Annotated in this window: 18 protein-coding genes and 1 pseudogene; 5 read left to right on the top strand and 14 right to left on the bottom strand. The window is 72.8% G+C overall.

Features of this window, described 5'->3' with window-relative positions; translation table 11 throughout:
• Positions 1-503 precede the first annotated feature (503 nt).
• Positions 504-1166 carry a LuxR C-terminal-related transcriptional regulator gene (locus TR46_RS26455; protein ID WP_236655515.1) on the top strand — a complete coding sequence of 221 codons (663 nt, stop codon included), beginning with the start codon at positions 504-506 and terminating at the stop codon, positions 1164-1166.
• 303 nt (positions 1167-1469) lie between these two features.
• Here TR46_RS26455 and TR46_RS26460 read toward each other — a convergent pair whose 3' ends face one another.
• From TR46_RS26460 to TR46_RS26490, 7 genes are all read right to left on the bottom strand, one after another.
• Positions 1470-1841 (bottom strand): DUF488 domain-containing protein, encoded by a 372-nt coding sequence (locus tag TR46_RS26460; RefSeq protein WP_042405743.1) that lies wholly within the window; start codon positions 1839-1841, stop codon positions 1470-1472.
• 59 nt (positions 1842-1900) lie between these two features.
• Entirely contained in the window at positions 1901-2767 is an 867-nt protein-coding gene (locus TR46_RS26465) for a metal ABC transporter permease (protein WP_042405746.1), read from the bottom strand.
• Positions 2764-3687, bottom strand: coding sequence for a metal ABC transporter permease (locus TR46_RS26470; protein ID WP_042405748.1), 924 nt, complete (start codon positions 3685-3687; stop codon positions 2764-2766). The genes TR46_RS26465 and TR46_RS26470 overlap by 4 nt, the downstream gene beginning before the upstream one ends.
• The gene (locus tag TR46_RS26475; protein WP_042405750.1) at positions 3671-4510 is read right to left on the bottom strand and encodes a metal ABC transporter ATP-binding protein; all 840 of its coding nucleotides are present in this window, start codon (positions 4508-4510) and stop codon (positions 3671-3673) included. Before TR46_RS26475 ends, TR46_RS26470 begins: the two co-directional genes overlap by 17 nt.
• 14 nt (positions 4511-4524) lie before the next feature.
• On the bottom strand, positions 4525-5499 hold the full coding sequence (locus TR46_RS26480) for a metal ABC transporter solute-binding protein, Zn/Mn family (protein WP_042405751.1): 975 nt from the start codon (positions 5497-5499) through the stop codon (positions 4525-4527).
• An 82-nt stretch (positions 5500-5581) separates the two neighbouring features.
• Positions 5582-6556, bottom strand: coding sequence for a helix-turn-helix domain-containing protein (locus tag TR46_RS26485; RefSeq protein WP_042405753.1), 975 nt, complete (start codon positions 6554-6556; stop codon positions 5582-5584).
• Positions 6553-8400, bottom strand: a complete 1848-nt coding sequence (locus TR46_RS26490; protein ID WP_236655516.1) for an ABC transporter ATP-binding protein — start codon at positions 8398-8400, stop codon at positions 6553-6555. The genes TR46_RS26485 and TR46_RS26490 overlap by 4 nt, the downstream gene beginning before the upstream one ends.
• Positions 8401-8972: 572 nt before the next feature.
• Between TR46_RS26490 and TR46_RS45130 the strand changes: the two genes are divergently transcribed.
• Complete coding sequence (locus TR46_RS45130) at positions 8973-9098, top strand: hypothetical protein (protein WP_269084275.1); 126 nt, start codon at positions 8973-8975, stop codon at positions 9096-9098.
• Between the two features lie 112 nt (positions 9099-9210).
• Here TR46_RS45130 and TR46_RS26495 read toward each other — a convergent pair whose 3' ends face one another.
• Complete coding sequence (locus TR46_RS26495; protein WP_042405754.1) at positions 9211-9786, bottom strand: methylated-DNA--[protein]-cysteine S-methyltransferase; 576 nt, start codon at positions 9784-9786, stop codon at positions 9211-9213.
• 127 nt (positions 9787-9913) lie between these two features.
• Here TR46_RS26495 and TR46_RS26500 point away from each other — a divergent pair, with 127 nt between their 5' ends.
• The gene (locus tag TR46_RS26500) at positions 9914-10441 is read left to right on the top strand and encodes an NUDIX hydrolase family protein (protein WP_042405756.1); all 528 of its coding nucleotides are present in this window, start codon (positions 9914-9916) and stop codon (positions 10439-10441) included.
• 58 nt (positions 10442-10499) lie between these two features.
• Here TR46_RS26500 and TR46_RS26505 read toward each other — a convergent pair whose 3' ends face one another.
• From TR46_RS26505 to TR46_RS26515, 3 genes are read right to left on the bottom strand one after another with little or no spacing between them, the layout of a single operon-like run.
• Positions 10500-11336 carry a hypothetical protein gene (locus tag TR46_RS26505; RefSeq protein WP_042405759.1) on the bottom strand — a complete coding sequence of 279 codons (837 nt, stop codon included), beginning with the start codon at positions 11334-11336 and terminating at the stop codon, positions 10500-10502.
• Positions 11336-12145 carry an ABC transporter ATP-binding protein gene (locus tag TR46_RS26510; protein WP_042405761.1) on the bottom strand — a complete coding sequence of 270 codons (810 nt, stop codon included), beginning with the start codon at positions 12143-12145 and terminating at the stop codon, positions 11336-11338. Before TR46_RS26510 ends, TR46_RS26505 begins: the two co-directional genes overlap by 1 nt.
• On the bottom strand, positions 12142-12486 hold the full coding sequence (locus TR46_RS26515) for a GntR family transcriptional regulator (RefSeq protein WP_042405812.1): 345 nt from the start codon (positions 12484-12486) through the stop codon (positions 12142-12144). Before TR46_RS26515 ends, TR46_RS26510 begins: the two co-directional genes overlap by 4 nt.
• A 225-nt stretch (positions 12487-12711) precedes the next feature.
• Here TR46_RS26515 and TR46_RS26520 point away from each other — a divergent pair, with 225 nt between their 5' ends.
• On the top strand, positions 12712-13362 hold the full coding sequence (locus TR46_RS26520; RefSeq protein WP_042405762.1) for a pyridoxine/pyridoxamine 5'-phosphate oxidase: 651 nt from the start codon (positions 12712-12714) through the stop codon (positions 13360-13362).
• Between the two features lie 115 nt (positions 13363-13477).
• Positions 13478-14110: a LuxR C-terminal-related transcriptional regulator gene (locus TR46_RS39910; RefSeq protein WP_084718945.1), complete on the top strand. Its 633-nt coding sequence runs from the start codon at positions 13478-13480 to the stop codon at positions 14108-14110.
• Positions 14111-14398: 288 nt separating this feature from the next.
• Here TR46_RS39910 and TR46_RS45595 read toward each other — a convergent pair.
• From TR46_RS45595 to TR46_RS26535, 3 genes and pseudogenes are all read right to left on the bottom strand, one after another.
• Positions 14399-15451, bottom strand: a pseudogene (locus TR46_RS45595) (ATP-binding cassette domain-containing protein); the annotation flags it as partial.
• Between the two features lie 409 nt (positions 15452-15860).
• Positions 15861-17786: an ABC transporter transmembrane domain-containing protein gene (locus tag TR46_RS26530; protein ID WP_084718943.1), complete on the bottom strand. Its 1926-nt coding sequence runs from the start codon at positions 17784-17786 to the stop codon at positions 15861-15863.
• Between the two features lie 83 nt (positions 17787-17869).
• On the bottom strand, positions 17870-17989 hold the full coding sequence (locus tag TR46_RS26535) for a SapB/AmfS family lanthipeptide (RefSeq protein WP_042405764.1): 120 nt from the start codon (positions 17987-17989) through the stop codon (positions 17870-17872).
• Between the last annotated feature and the right edge of the window lie 123 nt (positions 17990-18112).

An 18112-nucleotide genomic window follows, 5' to 3' on the forward strand; every position in this document is an offset into this window, starting at 1 on the left:
AAAACCCCCACCCCCCCGCCCGACCACCCCCCCACCCCCGCCAATCCCACCAACACCAAGGGGAAGAAGAACGGCCACTGACGCCTTACGTCGTCAGACGTAGGCCGTACACCCCCGACGCGTGCCGCACCGCCTGCCGCGGTGCGGCACTCGCGTATCTCCGCTTGCCCAGTAGTGCAGTCGGGGCGCTCCTGACCTGAACATCCCGGTACTATCCGGGCAGTTGAGGCCCGAGTGCGGGTGCGAAAGTCTCAAGGGCCTGCCGGGGCGGGCGGGTGTCCACCATACTGAACTATGACTCGTGCATATGCCACTGGCCTGATCCGCCGTCGGCCGCACGGGCCCGGCCGACGGCCCCGGCACCAGGGGGCAGGGCTGGTGGCCTACAGGTTTGTGTGCGCGTAGGCACATGCCCGAAAGCCGGAGGTTATCTGCATGGACAGGGTCAGGAAATCGATATCGGGCGGAGTCGAAAAACCGGCGCGCGGTGAATCGGGTCCCCCGTGCTGACCCGGAGGCTGGCGCTGGTGGGCGCGTCGTCGATATTCCAGGACGGACTCCGTGCGGTGCTCAACGCCGTCGAGGAATTCAGAATCGTCGGCGAGGCCCAGGACATGGCCGGGGCCCTGCACGCGATCGGCCGCTGCCACCCGGACGTCCTGCTGATCGACACCGAATCGGTGGAGAGCGGATGGCTGGCCCGGCTGCCGGACCTGCACGGGCACGCGGACGGCCCCGCGCCCCGGGTGCTGCTGCTGATCGTCTCAGCCGACGACGGCCAACTCATGCGGGCCGCCGCGGCGGGAGTGGACGGCTGGGTGCTCAAGGACGAGGAGACAGCCGACCTGGTCGCCGCCATCCGCGCCCTCTCGTCCGGCTACGCCTGGCTGTCGCCACAGGTCGCACGGCGGTTGCTGGACCATTGGCGGGACACCCTGGCCGCTCCGCCCAAGCCGCCCTCCGAGGAGGTCGACCGGCTCAGCCGGCGGGAGTTGAGCGTGCTGGGCCTGGTCGCCCACGGCTGTTCCAACGCCGAGATCGCCGACGAGCTGGTCCTGGGCGAGGCCACGGTGAAGACGCATGTCTCGCGGATTCTGACCAAACTCGACCTGCACAACCGCGTCCAACTCGCCGCGTTCGCCCACCGCAACGGGCTCACGGAATAGCAGAACGGCCTCACGGTACGGCGTCGTTCATCCCTTCGACGGAGCCGCGGATTCCCGCTCACGGGCGACGACGGCGGGGCGGCACCGGTTTAGCGTGGTGTCGTCCGCCCGCGAATTCAGCGGCGGGAACGGCGGTGTGTGCGGACACCACCGGACCGCAGTACGGAGGTGGGTTCCGACACCGCGGTCAGCAGCGCCGGCCGGTTGAGGCCGAACGGCCGGTGCACCTGGCAGGCCAGGCCGAAACCCGCCGCACCAGGGCGGGCTCCGGACTGGCCTGCCCTGCGGTGCCCCGCGATGCCCCTACTGCCCGTGCTCGCGCAGGTGCTCCAGGAGCACCGGCACGTGACTGTGGTCCACGTCCTTCGCGGAGGTCACCAGGGTGACCGTGGAGTCTCGGGCGAGGTCGAGCAGCGCACGGACCGCCGCCTCCGCGGCCGGGTCGGCGAGTTCGGTCCGATAGCGGGAGCGGAAGGCCGGGAAGTCGATCTCGCCGTGGTGGTAGGCCGTGCGCAGGGCGCCGGAGCGGGTCAGGTCCTTGGGCCACTCGTCGATCGCGGCGGCCTCCTTGGACACTCCGCGCGGCCAGAGCCGGTCCACCAGCACCCTTGCGCCGTCGGTGGGTTCGGGCGGGTCGTAGACACGGCGGACCGGGAACTCGGGCGGGGACGGCATCCTGGGCCTCCTGGACGGGTCGGTCGGATCGGACGGATGGACAGGTCGGTTCTGATCGCTCACTCCATGGTGACAACCGCCGGCCCGACCGCGCGGAGGCGCGCGAACAGAAACGTCGCGACGTAGACCGCGGTGGCCGCGGCCATGATGGCGAAGCTCGGCGGCAGGGTGGGCACCAGCGCGCTGATGGCCAGTCCGGTCCACATCTCCAGCACGGCCAGCCCCGCGGACAGCCCCAGCCCGAGGAAGGGACGGTCCGCCAGCCGGACGGCCGCGCCAGCCGGTGCCGCCAGCAGGCCCAGGAGCAGCAGCGAGCCCACGGCCTGGGTGGCCTCGCCCGCGCAGGCGCCGACCAGGGCCAGGAACCCGAGGCCGAGCACCCGGACCGGGACCCCGCGCGCCGCGGCCACGGCCTCGTCCAGGGTGGCGAACAGCAGCGGACGGGCGATCAGCAGCACTGCGACGCAGATCCCGGCCCCGATCAGGACCGCCACCAGGGTCTGTCCGCCGTTCAGGCCGAAGATCGAGCCGAACAGCACGGTGGTCCCGGCGCCGCCGCCGGTCACCCCGCTCCGGGAGGAGGTGTACAGAGTCAGGAAGAAGGAGCCGAGGCCCAGGATCCAGGCGAAGGCGCTGCCGGTCACCACGTCGTCGGCCCGGCCGCGGCGGCCGACACCGGCCAGCAGCAGCCCGGCGCCCACGCAGCCGGCGAAGAGGCCGAGCCGCAGGTCGTAGCCGCCGGCCAGGGCCGCCATGGCGCCGGTGAAGGCGACATGGCTGAGGGCGTCACCGGTGAAGACCTGGGCGCGCAGCACCAGGAAGTAGCCGACCAGGCCGGCCGCGAGGGCGATGAAGGTGCCGGCCAGCAGCGCGTGGTGGAAGAAGGGCTGGGACCAGGCCGAGGGGCCCGCGGTGGCGAGGGTCATGCCGGCTCCCCGGTCGGCGCCACGAGGGCGGTCGGACCGCGACGGGCCGATGCCTCCCGCAGGGCCTGGACCGCTCGGGCCGCCAGCAGCGCCGCGAAGGCGAAGCTGGTGACGAAGAAGCCCAGCGGGTAGGGCCAGTAGAAGGCGGCGGTCAGGCCCAGCCAGGTGGCCGCCAGGCCGATCAGCACGCTCAGCAGCAGGCTCGGGGCGGGACGGGAGGTGAACTGCTGGGCGGTGGCGGCGGGGAGCACCATCAGGGCGAAGACCAGCAGCGCGCCGGTGATCTGGGCCGCCTCCGCGGTCGCCGCCCCGAGCAGGACCAGGAACAGCGCCGACAGCAGCCGGACCGGGACCCCGCGCCCCGCCGCGACCTCGGGGTCGACCGAGGCGAACAGCAGTGGTCGGCCGACCGCCGCGAGCACCGCCAGGACGCCCGTGCCGACCACGGCCAGGACGGCGACCTGGCCGCCGGTGATCCCCAGGAAGCTGCCGAACAGCAGCGACTCGGGGCCCGTCAGCAGGCCCTTGTAGAGGGCGACGAAGAGGTAGCCGCAGGCCAGCAGGAACGCCTGGACGACTCCGGTGGCCGCGGACTCCTCCACGCCGCCCGGACGCCCGTCCCGCCGCAGCACGGCCAGCACCAGCGCTGCGGCCACGCAGAAGCCGAAGTAGCCGAAGCCGGCGCCGATGCCGACCAGGGTGGCGAAGGAGGCACCCGGGAAGGCGACGGCGGAGAGGGTGTGCGCGGCGAAGGTCTGCCGCCGCAGCACCGTGAACCAGCCCACCGCCGCGGCGACCACGGCCACCACCGCGCCGGCCCGGAAGGCGTTCACCATGAACGGGTAGGCCCACATCTGCTGGAAGTCCGTGACAGGGTTCCAGGAGAAGGAGCCTGACGCCGCCTCAGCCAGCAATCGCATGCGGGCCCCCCTGGACGGCCGGGGTCTCGGGGTGCCCGACGACGACCGGTCGGCCGTCGCCGGTGCGGAGCACCTCCACCGGGGTTCGGTACAGCCGGGACAGCGTCGCGGAGGTGACCACCTCACTGGGCGGACCGCAGACGGCGCGGCCTTCGGCCAGATACACCACCCGGTCCAGGTGGTGCAGGATCGGGTTGACGTCGTGGGCGACCATCACCACGGCCACGCCCTGCTGATGGCAGATCCGGCCGACGAGCGCGGCCACCGCGCTCTGGTTGGGCAGGTCGAGACTGTCCAACGGCTCGTCCAGCAGCAGGATCTCGGGGCGGCGTACCAGCGCCTGGGCGATCAGCAGCCGCTGCTGCTCACCGCCGGAGCACCGCCCGATCGGACGGTGCGCGCAGGCGGTCGCGCCGACCAGCTCGATGACCTCTTCGACCCGTTCACGCTCCCGGGCCCGTCGGGCGCCCCAGGGACGCGGTATCCCCCAGCGGTCGCCGTCCAGGCCGAGGCGGACGATGTCGGTGCCGCGGATGCGCAGGCTCGGGTCGAAGCTGCGGCGCTGGGGCAGGTAGCCGACCCGGCTGCCGGACTCGCCGGGGCGGCCGCCGAGCACGGAGACCTCTCCGGCCGCGACCGGCTGCATCCCGAGCACCACCTTGACCAGGGTGGACTTCCCCACCCCGTTGGGGCCGAGCACCGCGACGAACTCCCCTGCACCGACCTCCAGGTCGACCCCGGACCACAGCGTCCGGCCGCCGACCCGGACCGCCGCGCCGCAGAGGCAGAGCACCGGCCGGGCCGTTTCCCGGGCGCCCGTCATTTCCCGACCGCCCGTCATTTCCCGGTCGCCCGGTGCAGAGCCGCCTCGATGCCCTGGAGCTGCGCCACCTGCCACTGCTGGAAGGTGGCGCCGGCCGGGGCCAGGGTCTCGGTGACGGTGGCCACCGGGATGCCCTCGGCCTCGGCCAGCTTCACCTGGGCCACGACGTCGGGGGTCGAGTTCTGGCTGTTGAAGACATAGACCTTGATCTGCTTGTCCTTGATCTGCCGGTCGACGACGGCCTTGTCGGCGGCAGTGGGGTCGGTGCCCTCGCTCATCGCGTCCAGGAAGCCCTCGGGCGTCGCCATGGTCAGGCCGAGGCCCTGGGCCAGCGGGGTCACGATCGACTCGGAGGCGCCGATGGGCGTGCCCGCGTACTTCGTCCTGATGTCGGACACCAGTTGGTCGTACCGGCTCAGGGACCGCGTCTCGAAGGCGGTCCTCTGCCTGTCGAAGTAGGCGGCGTCGGCCGGGTCGAGCTTCTTGTAGTCGGCGGTGATCGCCTCGATGACCTGGTGCACGTCGTCGGGCGAGTACCAGCGGTGCGGGTTGCCGCCCGGCTTGATCCCGACCAGGTCGCCGACGTTGAGCTCGGTGCGCCCGCTCCCCGGGTCGGTGGACAGCAGCCTGTCCGCCCAGGCGTCGTAGCCGATGCCGTTGACGATCACGTACTGCGCCGTGGTGACGGTGCGGGCGTCGGCGGCGGTGGGCTCGTAGTCGTGCGGGTCGGTGTCCGGATTGGCGATGATGCTGTCGACATGGACGTGGGCGCCGCCGAGCTGGGCGGCGACGCTGCCCCAGAAGTTCTCCGCCGCGACCGCCCGGATCACCTTGGAGCCGTTCGCGGTGCCGCTGGGGGCGGTCGGGGCGTTGCCGTCGGTGGCCGCGCCGGCGGTGGAGCAGGCGCTGACGGTCGCCAGCACCACGGCGCCGATCAGCAACGCGGGCAGGCTGTGTCGGAGGGGGCGGGGGGACGCGGCAGCGGGCATGGTGCGGATCTCCTGGGCAGGCCGTCGTACGGGGACCGCACCACGCTAAGTGGAAATGATTGTCATAACTAGCCAAAGTGGTCTAAGAATGAAAACCATTACCAAATCTTGACCCGGCAGCGGTGCCGATCAGCGCCAACGAGGCCGCCGGACCCGCCGCCCGGGCCAGCAGCGTGCCCGCGGCGGCGCAGTAGCGGCCCACCGAGGGCTGGTCGTCGACCAGTTCCACGCCGGTCAGCTGCTCCCGGACCACCATCGGCGCCGACCCGTCGGCAAAGCCGAACACCGCGAACGCGCCGCCGAGGCCGGGCGCGGCCGCCTTGCCGAAGGGCAGGATCCGCAGCTCGACGCCGGGCCGCCGGCTCACTTCGGCGAGCCGGTGCAGCTGCGCACGCTGCACCTCCCGGTCACCGACCGTCCGGTGCAGCGCCGCCTCGGTGAGCACCACCCGCAGCCGCGGCGGACCCTCCGGCCGGTCGAGAACGGCCCGGCGCCGCTTCCCCGCGACGACCAGCATCCGCACCCGCGCCGCCGACGGGTCGACGGGCGGCCACCCGGTCCATCCGGGGAGCGCGGCGACGGCCGCGCTGTACTCCGCGGTGCGAAGCAGTTCCGGCACCGACTCCGGGTCGTAGAGGACGATCTCGGAGGCGGCGGCCTCCAGGCCGAGGTGGCCGTCGGCTCCGGGCGGTAGCACCCGGCGGTACTCCCGGGTCTGCCACCACTGCCGCGCACGGGTCCGCGCCGCGCACTCCGACAGCACCTGCGCGTGCTCCGCGGGGACGCGGTAGAGACCGCAGACGGCCCGGATCTCGGCGTCGCGCAGGGTGCCCTCGGCGCGCTCCAGCCGGGACACCTTGGCCACCGACCAGCCCATGGCGGAAGCGACCTGACGACCGGTCATACCTGCGCCCTCGCGGAGCAGCCGCAGTTCGGTCCGGAGCCGGCGGCGGCACAGCGCGGGGGCCTTCGGCGCCGGGGCGACCGGCGGCGGCTGACCGGCGGCGGCCGGCGCCGTTTCGGCCGGCCGGGTTTCGGTCGGGCCGGCCCCGGTCATACCCGGCTCCTCAGGCCGAGCGTGGCCGGGGCGACCAGCCCTCCGTGCTCGATCGACAGGAAGGCGTCGGCCTGCGCGGCGAGCCGGGCGTCATGGGTGATCAGGAAGGTGGTGCGGTCCGCCATCAGCCGCTTGAGCGGCGCCATCACCCGGGCCGTCGACTCGGCGTCCAGGCCGGTCGTGGGCTCGTCCAGGACCAGCACCGGAGTGTCCCGGACCAGCGCGCGGGCGATCGCCAGCCGCTGCCGCTGGCCGCCGGAGAGCAGCCGCCCGCGCTGGCCGACCGGGGTGTCGTAGCCGTCCGGCAAGGAGGAGACGAACGCGTCGAGGTCGGCGTCGGCCGCCGCGCGGCGGATGGCCTCGAAGCTCGCGCCGGGGCGCCCGTAGGCGATGTTCTCGCCGATGCTCGCGTCGAACACCATGGTCTCCTGGGGGACCAGGGTGACCGTGTCGCGCAGCCGGCTCAGCGGCAGTCGGGCGATGTCCTGGCCGTCCAGCAGGACGATGCCGGTGGACGGGTCGTACAGCCGCAGCAGCAGTTTGGCGACGGTGGACTTGCCGGCCCCGCTCGGTCCCGCGACCAGGACCAGCTGGCCGGGCCAGGCCGTGAAGCTGACGTCGTCCAGAATGGGCCGGCGGGTGCCCGGGTAGGTGAAGCCGACCCGGTCGAAGGAGACCACCCCGCGGGCCCGCGGGCCCGGCACCACCGGTCTGGGTTGCGCCTGCATCTGCACCTGCCCCTGTTCTTGTGTTCGTGTTCGTGTCGGTGTCGCTGCCGGTGTCTGCGGGTGCGGGTGCGGGTCGCGCACCGAGGGCTTCGTCTCCAGGATCTCCAGCACGCGTTCGGCCGCGGCGGTGGAGGACGCGAGGCTCAGCTGCACCGAGCCCAGCGACTGGATCTGCGGGTAGAGGTAGCCGAGGTAGGCGGAGAAGGCCAGCAGCCCGCCCAGGGTCAGCCGTCCCGAGGTGATCTCCCAGGCCCCGGCCACGATCACGCTGAGCAGGCAGACCGTCTCCACCAGCGTGGACAGCGGCCCGTACGCATAGGAGAGCCTGTACTGCCGGATCACGGCGCCCATCCAGGCGACGCTCTCCCGGTGCACCTTGGCGCCCTGGGTGTCCTGCCGGTTGTACGCCTGGACCAGGGTCATGTTGGCCAGGCTCTCCTCGATGGCGGCGGTGAGCGCGCCGTTGCCGTCCCGCTCCGCGCGGGAGGCGCTGCGGATGCGCTTGCTGAACACCCGTGCGGCCAGCCAGAACAGCGGGGCCGCGGCAAAGGTGAGCAGGGCCAGGTCCCAGCGGACGCTGAGCGCGGCGCAGGCGAAGAAGAGCGTGTTCGCCGCGCAGGTGACCACGGTGACCGGGGTGGTGACCACCAGGCCCTCTATGGCGTCCACGTCGGAGGTGAGCCGCTCCACCAGGTCGCCGGTGGGACGGCTCTCGAAGAAGTCGGGGGACAGCTGCTGCAGGTGGTGGAAGGTCCGGTCGCGCAACCGCCGCAGGAAGTTCTCGCCGACCCAGCTCAGGGTGTAGCTGCCGGCGAAGGTGGCCAGTCCCTCGACCGCGGCCAGCCCCAGCCAGACCGCGGCCGGCATCCAGACCAGGCCGAGGTCGCCCTTGGTCAGCACATGGTCGGTGACATAGGAGAAGACGGCGACGATGGCGACGTCACAGGCCGAGGAGACCAGCAGGCACAGCGCGGCCAGGACCAGCCGCGGGCGCCAGACCCGGGCCAGCGGCCAGAGACTGCGGAATGCCTCACGCGCGGAGATCCTGGCGCGGCGCCTTTTCGGCGCCTGTTCCACCAGGTCCCCCAGCCTGATCATGAGGGTGCTGTCGTTCATGGCCCCCGCTTTCCTTGTGCCGCCGCCCAGCAGTCGCAATTCACGCCCTGCATTCCGGAGAATTCCGAACTTACAGACTCACGGGGCAGGGCTGTGGTTCCCCGGATCCTGGGCGGACCCTGGGAATCGCACTACTCACAGGCTGCCGACACCACTGGCACAGGAACAGCGGCTTTCCTATGACCGGACTGTGTGTCGACGGCACCGCCCAGGCGCCCGGATCAGCGGCATAATGCCAGGTGGACGGTGCATGAGGGCACTGGGGCGAAAGCGTGGTGAAAGTGTGGCGGCGCGAGAATTACACGTTCCCGGCGCCGCTACGGATTCTCACAGGATCGGCTCCGGGGAGCACAGCGGAATCACATAAGGGCAGACCGGAATGGGCCCGGGAGGCGACGGTTCCTGTGAAATGCGGAACTGGACCGCCGGTGCGCGGAATCGCGGAACCGGGACCGGCCCCGGGAAGTCTGTATGGTCAGTTCCACCGCAAGGGACCGGCTGGAAAAGCCGGTTCCGAAAGGAAAGCAATTGGCGCCCCTCCGACTTCGGAGGGGAATAGGAAAGGAATCACCATGGCTCTTCCCCCGCTGCCGCTGCCCAAGCCCAAGAAGCAGCTGCCCCCGCCGCCGAAGCCGGCCGGCAACAGGAAGCCGCTGCCCCCGAAGGGTCCCCGCCCGATCGGGGCGCCGAAGGGCTGACCACCCGAGCTGCCGAACCGCCCCGGGTTCGGCGCCTCCCGTCCGCAGGGCGGGGACCCGCTTCGCGCGGCGTCCCCGCCCTGCGGCGTGCCCTGCTGAGCCCGGAACCGGATCAGAACAGCCTGGCGGCCTTCTCCTCGACCGGCTCCTCCAGCTGCAGCAGGAACCGCTTGCGGTCGAGGCCGCCCGCATAGCCGCGCAGACTGCCGTCCACGGCCAGCACCCGGTGGCAGGGGATGACCACCGACACCGGGTTGAGCGCGTTCGCCGCGCCCACGGCCTGGGCCAGCGACGGGTCGCCGAGCCTGCGGGCCAGTTCGCCGTAGGAGGTGGTGGCACCGTAGGGGATGGTCAGCAGCAGCTCCCAGACCCGGCGCTGGAAGTCGTTCCCGCCGGGCGCGAGCGGCAGCTCGAACTCCCGCCGCTGTCCGGCGAAGTACTCCTTGAGCTGCCGCCGCACCGCGCCGAAGACCGCGCCCGTGCCCGCCGCCGACCCTGCGTTCGCCGCCGCGCCCGTGTCCGCCGCCGCGCCGGTGTCGGTCTCCGCGTCCACGCGTTCGCCGAAGGTCTCCTCCGGCGGCCGGCGCAGATGGCCCTCGAAGTACAGCCCCACCAGCGCGCCGTCCTCCGCCACCGCCGTGAGGCCGCCGACCGGGGAGTCGATCACCGTGTGCACCAGGACGCTCATGCCCGTCACGGTAGTCGCCGCCACCGACAACGCCACCGAGGAACCGGTCCGCCGAAACCATCGGCGATCTGCCGGGAGCCGCACGCGGAGCGGACGCGGATGCACGTACGATCAGCCAATGTCAGACATGACCGAAACCACGCCCGGCTGGCTCGCCTCGGACGAACTGGAACTGGCGCGCGCACGGATGCCGATCCTCTACGTCGAAGCCGTGCCGGTACGGGTGGACGACAGCGGCGAAGTGACGCACATCGGGCTGCTGCTGCGCATCGGGTCGGACGGGACGGTCAGCCGTACCCTCGTCTCCGGCCGGGTGCTGCACCACGAGCGGGTCCGCGACGCCCTGTTGCGCCACCTGGAGAAGGACCTCGGCCCTGTGGCACTGCCCCGGGTCCCGGCCTCGCTGCAGCCCTTCACCGTCGCCGAGTACTTCCCGACGCAGGGGATCACGCCGTTCCACGACCCGCGTCAGCACGCGGTCTCGCTCGCCTACATCGTCCCGGTCAGCGGTGACTGCCGTCCTCGGCAGGACGCGCTGGACCTGGTCTGGTTCAGCCCGCAGGAGGCCGCTTCCGCGCTGGTCCAGCAGGAGATGCCGGGCGGGCAGGGGGTCCTGCTCAGGCAGGCCCTGGCCCACGCCGGCTGCCTGCACTGAGCCGACCGGCCCGACCAGGCCCGGTCCGCTCCTGGTGCGGCGGTTCCCCGCCTGCCGGTCAGGCGGGGAACCGCTGCCGCAGCACCCGCACGGCGGCGAGCACGGCCAGCACGGCGAGGCCCGACAGGACGGTGCCGTGCAGCAGTTGCTGCAGCCAGTAGTCGGAGCCGGACACCCCGGTGATCAGCGTGTGCCCGTCGACGGTCCGCAGCCGCAGCGGGCCCTGCTGGACCAGGGTCAGCCTGTTCGCGACGGCGAGCGTGAAGGTGGTGGCGCCGCTCAGCAGCGCCGCGACCCAGGCCTGCCGTGCCAGCACGCCCGCCAGCGAGCCCACCGCCAGGCCGACTGCCGAGAGCATGACCGAGGCCGGGCCGAGACCCAGCAGCATGATGGTGTTGGCCGTGCTCCTGACCAGCAGACCGTGACCCGCGGTCCAGTCCACGGAGGCGCGCTGCAGGGCGGTCATCCCCCCGACCGCGATCGCCAGCACGCCCGCGGCCAGGCCGAGCCGGGTGAGGAACCAGCGGACCGGGGATATCGACTGCGTGAACATCACCGCCGCCCCGCGGCCGGTCAGCGCGCGGTGCTGCCCGAGCGCGGCGCCGACGGCGAAGACCGTCGGCACGGTCAGCAGGAACAGAGCCGTCTGGTCGAGGTGCAGGCTCACCCTGGCGACGGCGTCCCAGCGGCTGAGTCCGGGTCCGGCCGTCAGACTGCGCCTGAGCGCCTCCGGACCGTAGACGAAGGGGACCGCGAGGCCCGGCGTCCCGTCGATGACCAGCAGTAGCGGCACCAAGAGGTGGCCGGCCCAGCCCAGCCGCAGGCTGGTCCGTACGGCCGCGGTGGTCCGGTGCCGCTCCCGTCGCGCCGGTGCCGCCAGCGTCGTCGTCGCCATCACGCCGCTCCCTTCAGCGCCGACGCCGGGGCCGGCGCCGGGAACCCGCCGAGGTGGGCCAGGACCAGCTCCTCCAGGGACAGTTCATCGGGCGCTCCCACACCGGTCATCGCCAGGCGGGTGGCCAGCAGCTCCTCGATGCCGCCGGCCAGCACCACGCGGCCTTCCTTGAGGAGGAGCAACCGGTCGCAGGAGTCCGCGAGTTCGGAGACGAGGTGGGAGGAGAGCAGAGCGGTCGCGCCGTACTCGACGCAGTGCGCCAGCAGCACCCCCATCAGCTGGTGGCGCGCCACCAGGTCCAGGTCCGCCATCGGCTCGTCCAGCAGCAGCAGTTCGGGCCGCTTGCCCAGCGCGAGGGCGAAGGCCAGCCGGGTGAGCTGTCCGCCGGACAGCTCGTCGACCCGGGCGCGCCGGTCGAGTCCGCCCTGTTCGACGATCCCGGCGGCGAAGGCGGCGTCCCAGCAACCGGGGTTGAGCTCGGCGCCCATCCGCAGCACCGACTTCACGCTGAGCTTCGAGGGCAGCGGCCGGTCCTGGGCGAGGTAGGCGACCCGGCTGCGGGCCGCGCCCGGCGGCAGCCCGAGGACGGACAGGCTGCCCGCGGACGGACGGCGGAGGCCGGCGGCCGTCTCCAGCAGAGTGGACTTCCCGGCGCCGCTGACTCCCACGACGGCGCAGATGCTCCCGGCCGGCACCTCGAAGCCGCAGCCGTCCAGGGCGGGGCGCTGCCCCCTGCGCCTGCTCCGATAGCTCACCGTGAGCCCCGACGCCTGCAGGGCCGGACCCCCGACGGTGGTGGTGGAACTCATCCGGCCTCGCCCTTCGGGAATTGCTGGTCCAGCACGGAGGTGAACAGCGCGGCCACGTCCTCGCGTTCGAGCCCGGAGGTACGGGCCTCCGCGGTCCAGGCGGCGAGCTCGGTCCGCAGCGGCGAGTCCGCCGGGGCCCCGCCGAGTGTTCTGCGGACGAAGGTGCCGAGCCCGCGCCGGCCCTCCACCAGCCCGGAGTGCTCCAGTTCGCGGTAGGCCTTGAGCACGGTGTTGGGGTTGATCGCGAGCGATTCCACCACCTCGCGGGCGGTGGGCAGCCGGTCTCCCGGAGCCAGCAGACCCAGCCGCAGGGCCTGTTCGGTCTGCTGCACGATCTGCATGTAGGCGGACACGCCACTGCGCCGGTCGAGGTGGTACTCAAGGCTGTGCCCGGCCGCCACTGAATCCCTCTTTCACTACTGAAGTGGTGAAAGGCTGACACGGAGGATTCCGATGCGTCAATATCCCCGGAGAAGCCTGTGAAACCTGTGAATTCGGGAGCGCGCGGGGCAATCCCGGCGAACGGCCGCGGGCCGCGGCGGAGGGCTTCGCGGTAGCGTGCCGCGGTGACCGAGTCCATACGCGACCGCCTGCGGGCCATCCCCGTGTTCGAGGACCCCGCCCCCGCCGTCCCGCTGTCCGACTTCCCCCCGGACCCGCTCCAGGCCCTCGGGGACTGGATCTTCCGAGCCGCAGCCGCCGGCCAGCCCGAGGCCCATGCCATGACCCTGGCCACCGCGGCCGCCGACGGCACGCCCAGTACGCGCACCCTGATCTGCAAGGACATCGACCGGGGTCGGCTGTACTTCGCCTCGCGGTCCGACAGCCCCAAGGGGGTGGAGATCGCCCAGAACTCCCGCGTCGCGGCGCACTTCCACTGGCCCTGGGTGGGACGGCAGATCCGTATCACCGGGGTAGCGGCCGCCACCGGACGGGCCGCCTCGCAGGCCGACTTCGCCGAGCGCGGCCGGGACTCCCAGCTCGCCGCCCACCTGCACGGGACCGCCGAGCCGCACGACCGCCGCCAGATCCTGGACGCCTACGACCAGTTGACCCAGGCCCACCCGGACCAGGTGCCGTGCCCGCCGGAGTGGACCCGCTACGCCATCGAGCCGATCAGTCTGGAGTTCTGGCAGGCGAGCCCGCACCGCATCCACCACCGCGTCCGCTACGAACGCGACGGCAGTTCCTGGACCCGCCGGTTGATGTGGCCCTGAAGCCCGGAGCGCAGCGGCCAAGCACCCCGACGCGACCGGATGGCCTGATTCCCGGTGCACGAACCCAACGGTTACGTGTAGATATGAGGGGAACGCGGAAGGTGGCATGGGCATGATGCTGCGATCACGGAGGGATGCTTTGATTCGGGTTCTGCTCGTGCACGACATCTGTTTACTGAGGACCGCACTGGCCGCCCTGCTGGAGCGGGAAGCGGGTATCGACGTCGCCTCCAGTTCGTGGCGGAACGCGCGGCGCACGGCACACGCCCTGGACCCGCAGGTCTGTGTGATCGACGCCGAGTGTCCGGGTGCGGCCGAGCGATTACCGTGTCTGGAACGGCAGTTGACGGATCGGATCGGGGCCGGCTGCGCCCTGGTCGTACTCGCCGCCGCCGGCAAACCGGGACAGCTGCGCCGGGCCTTCGAGGCACGTGCGCTCGGCTTCGTCGACAAGGGGCGTTCGCCGCAACGGCTGGCCACCGCGATCCGCCGGGTCGCCGAAGGGCAGCGGTTCGTCGACGACTCGCTGGCCCCCGATTTCCTCAGCGCCTCCGATATGCCCTTTACCCGAAGAGAGTTGACCGTACTCTCACTCAGCGCCGACGGCGCCCCCATTCCGGAGATCGCGCGGGCGCTCAATCTGGCCCACGGAACGGTGCGCAACTATCTCGCCACGATCACCCGCAAGGCCGGTGCGCGCAACCGGGTGGACGCCATACGGATCTCCCGAGGGGCCGGCTGGGTATGAGGGCCGAAGATCGTCCCGCGACCAGCTGCCGACCAGATCCCGGTAGAGCGGTGAGAGTCGCAGCAGCTCGCGATGGCTGCCGAAGACCGTGCGGGTCCCGTCCATGAGCAGGATCCGCTGCGCGCGCCGGGCCGAACTGATGCGGTGCGCGACGACCACCAGCGTCGTACCGGGGCGCCGGGCGAAGGCCAGCTCAGCCCGCGCCTCCGCGACCGGGTCCAGATGGCAGGTTGCCTCGTCGAGCAGGACCAAGGGCGCGGGGCAGGCGTAGCAGCGGGCCAGCGCGAGCAGTTGGCGTTCGGCCGCGGAGAAGGCGGCCGGGTCGACGGCCGAGTCCAGGCCGCCGGCCCGGCGGAGCAACCCGTCCGCGCCCACGGCGGCGGCGGCGTCCATGAGCACCGGGTCGGGCACCGCACCGGTCCCGGGCAGCAGGTAGGCCAGGTTCTCGCGGAACGTGCCGGTGAACACGAACGCCTCCTGGGGAATCAGGACGCGCTGAAGTGACTGGCCGTCCATTCGTGTTGCGGAGACGGACTCTCCGTCGACCAGTACCAACCCGGCGCGCGGTGCGAGCAGGCCTGCGGCCAGGCCCGTCAGGGTGGACTTGCCGATGCCGCTGGGACCGACGACGGCCAGGTGCGATCCACGGGGGACGACCAGGTCCAGTTCCCGGACCACCGGCTCGGCCCGGTCGCCGTAGGCGAAGGTGACGGCGCGCAGTTCCAGCGCGGGGGCGGGCAGAGCGGGGTCCGGCTGCGGTTGCGGCTGCGCCTGTCCCTGCCGGGGCAGTTGTGCGGTGGCCGGTGCCTCGGTCAGCCGTCTGAGCACCACGGTGAAGCGGGCGCCGGCCGCGCCCAGACCGTGCACCAGGTTCTGCAGTGCGGGCCGCAGCGACTGCGTCAGATAAGTCAGCGCGCCGACCATCGCACCGGCGGTGACCCCTTGGCGCAGCAACCACGGTCCGGCCACCAGCAGCAGCGCGATCGGCGCCTCGGCCGCCACCCCGAACGCCGCCGAGCGCGCCGTCCCCCAGCGGGCGAGTGCCCGTGAGGTCGCGGCCTCGGCCGCCAGCAGCCGCCCGCTCCGGGACGCGACCCGCTCCTCGGCCCCGCAGGCGGTGATGTCCCGCAGTCCTGCGGCCACCGTCCCCATGTCCTGGGCGACGGCCTCGTCCGCGGCCAGGAACGCCGCCTGCCGCCGGGACAGCGGGTACAGCGTCGCCAGGAACAGTCCGAGGCCCGCCGCCAGCGGCGGGAGCACCACGACCAGCAGCACCGGTGCGAGCGAGAACATCCCGTACAGCGCGCCGACGGCGGTGAAGACGAAGGACCGCGCCGCCATCACCAGGCCCGCCGAGGTGTCCCGGGCGATCTCCACCTGCTGGGTGAGCCGGGAGACGGCTGCGCTCTCACCCAGGTGCGGACGGGCCACCGCCGCTGCGAGGGCCTGCCGCACCACCCCTCGCACCAGTCCGTCCCGCAGGTCCTCCACCAGTACGGCCAGCGCGTCGAAGGACCGGCGGGTGCCGTAGGCGCCGATCACGACCGCTACGGCGGCGAGCGCCAGCCAGCCGAGTCCGACGTCCTGACGGCCCGCCAGGAATCCACGGTCCAGGGCCCGGGCGACCGCGTAACCGCTGAGGAAGGTCTGCCCGGTCTCCAGCAGCGACCACACGGTGAGCAGGAGCAGGACGTTCCGTCGCGCGGCAAGGAAGCGCAGGCCTTGTGCACGCAGCCGGACGCCGCCGGGTTCAGCCACTGCGGTCCGCCTCCCCGTCGTCCGCGTCGCCTCGGTCAGCTCCGTCGCCCGCAGCGGCTCCGTCGCCCGCAGCGGGAGCGTCGCCAGGGGCGTCCGTGGCGAACACCGCGCGGTAGTCGGCGCGGCGCCACAGGTCCTCGTGCCGGCCCAGGGCCCGGATCCGGCCCTGGTCCAGCCAGGCGACCCGGTCCGCGCGTGCGGCGGTGCCGGCCCGATGGGCGATGATCAGCCGGGTGGGGGCCGCCCCCGGTCCTGGGACCGACCAATGGGTCCGGCCCGCCAGCGCACGGGACACCCGCAACTCCGTCACCGTGTCCAGACTCGACGTCGCGTCGTCCAGGATCAGCGCCCGGCCCGTCCGTACCTGCGCGAACGCCCTCGCCAGCCCCAGCCGTTGGAGCTCGCCACCGGACATCGGGGCCTCGGCCGGCGGGGTGCGGTACCCCTCGGTCAGCCGTCGGACGAAGTCGTCGGCGCAGGCCGCCCGAGCGGCGTCGGTGACCAGCACCTCGCTGACCAGCGTGCCGGTGACCAGCGCGTCGGCGTCGTGGACGCTGTCGTCCGCAGCGTCGCGACCGAAGCCGATGCTGTCGCCGATGGTGCGTCCCAGCAGTGCCGGCCGTGCGAAGGCGTATGCCACCGCGCGGCGCAGCGTGCGCCGGGGCAGGGCGCGCAGCGGTACGCCGTCGAGCAGCACGTCGCCGCTGTCGGGGTCCGCGAGCCGTCCGGCCACTGCGGCGAGCAGCGACTGCGCCTCGCCGGAGCGGCCGACGACGGCCAGCGAGGTTCCGCCGGGGATGGTCAGGTCGATACCGGTCAGCGCCGTCCCGCCACCTGTTGCGCCCGCTGTACCGCCCGCCGTCACGCCGCGCAGCTCCAGCGTGCCGGGACCGGCGGGCAGCGGGTCGGTCCCGTACACCGCCGCGGGCTCGGCGAGCAGAGCGGCCAGCCGGTCGGTCGCACTCCGGCCCCGCACCAGCTGGTTCAACCGGCCCACGATGCTGCCGAGCCCGGCCGCGAGCACGGCGTAGCGCGAGGCTGCCAGCAGGCCGCCCAGCGTGAGCGCGCCCGAGGCCAGTTGCAGGCCGCCCACGGCGAGCACGGCCAGCTGCAGCAGCGGCACCAGGGTCACCACCCGCGACGAGGAGCGTCCCTGCACCTGCCACATCCGGTGGCCCTGGCGGCTGAGTTCGGCGAGCGGGCGAAGGATCCGCTCGGTCTCGCGCGGGACGGTTCCGGCGGCGGCGATGGTGCGGGCCCCTCCGATGGCCTCCACCAGGTGTCCGGCGATCTCCCCCTGGGCGCGCTGGTAGCGGTCCGCACTGTCCCCGGTGTCCCGGACGAAGGTGCGGATCAGCAGCGCCAGCAGCGGGAGCCCGGCCAGGAACACCGCGCCGAGCCAGATGTCCGTCCACAGCAGCAGGGCCAGGCTGCCCAGCGGGACCAGCGCGGCGGCGAGGGTTCCGGCGAGGGCGGTGGGGACGGTGCTCGCGGTGGCGGCGCTGCCGACCAGTCGGGCGACCAGGTCGCCGGGGACGAAGCGGCGGGTGGTGCGCGGCCCGGCGTCGAGCACGTGCCCCAGCAGTCGGCCGCGCAGCCACAGCGCGGTCCGGGCGTCGGTGGTGCCGGTGATCAGCCCGGTCAGCACGTCGATGACCAGCATGCCCGCGGTCAGTGCGATGCAGAACCGGGTCCACCCGGCTGCCGCCGCGGTTCCGCCGTGCAGCAGCAGCGCGTCCAGGGCACGGCCGACGGCGTAGGGGAGGACCAGCGTGCCGACTGCGGCCAGGCAGCTGAGCAGGCACAGCAGCAGCCCGCGGCCGGCCTGGCTGCGGACGGTGTCACGCAGGAGCTGCCGGGTCGCGAGCCGTTCGCCCGCCGACCGGCGGGTCGGGTCGGGGTCCGCGGTGAGGGCCATGCCGCCGCGCCTCCAGGGGTTGCCGAACGGCCCCGGCGCGGATCCGCGCCGGGGCCGGGATGGTCCGCCGAACTGAGGTGAGGTCAGAGGCAGAGCAGGACGCTGGCCGTGCTGTCACACAGGAGCAGGCTCACGTTGCTCCCGCCGCCGCCACCGCCGTCGTGCTCCGGGGCGTCCATCGTCTGCAGGTCGAGAAGTGCCATGACGTGTTCCTCTCTCTCGATGGGGACGGGTCCGTACGGGCTCGTCCGGTTACGGCCCCTGGTGGGGGCCGGCTCTGGGGCCCTCGCTCGCTACAGCGGCGAGGACGGGGGCGGGGGTGGGGG

Origin of the sequence: Streptacidiphilus carbonis, assembly GCF_000787775.1 — a bacterium.
GTDB classification, from domain to species: Bacteria; Actinomycetota; Actinomycetes; order Streptomycetales; family Streptomycetaceae; genus Streptacidiphilus; species Streptacidiphilus carbonis.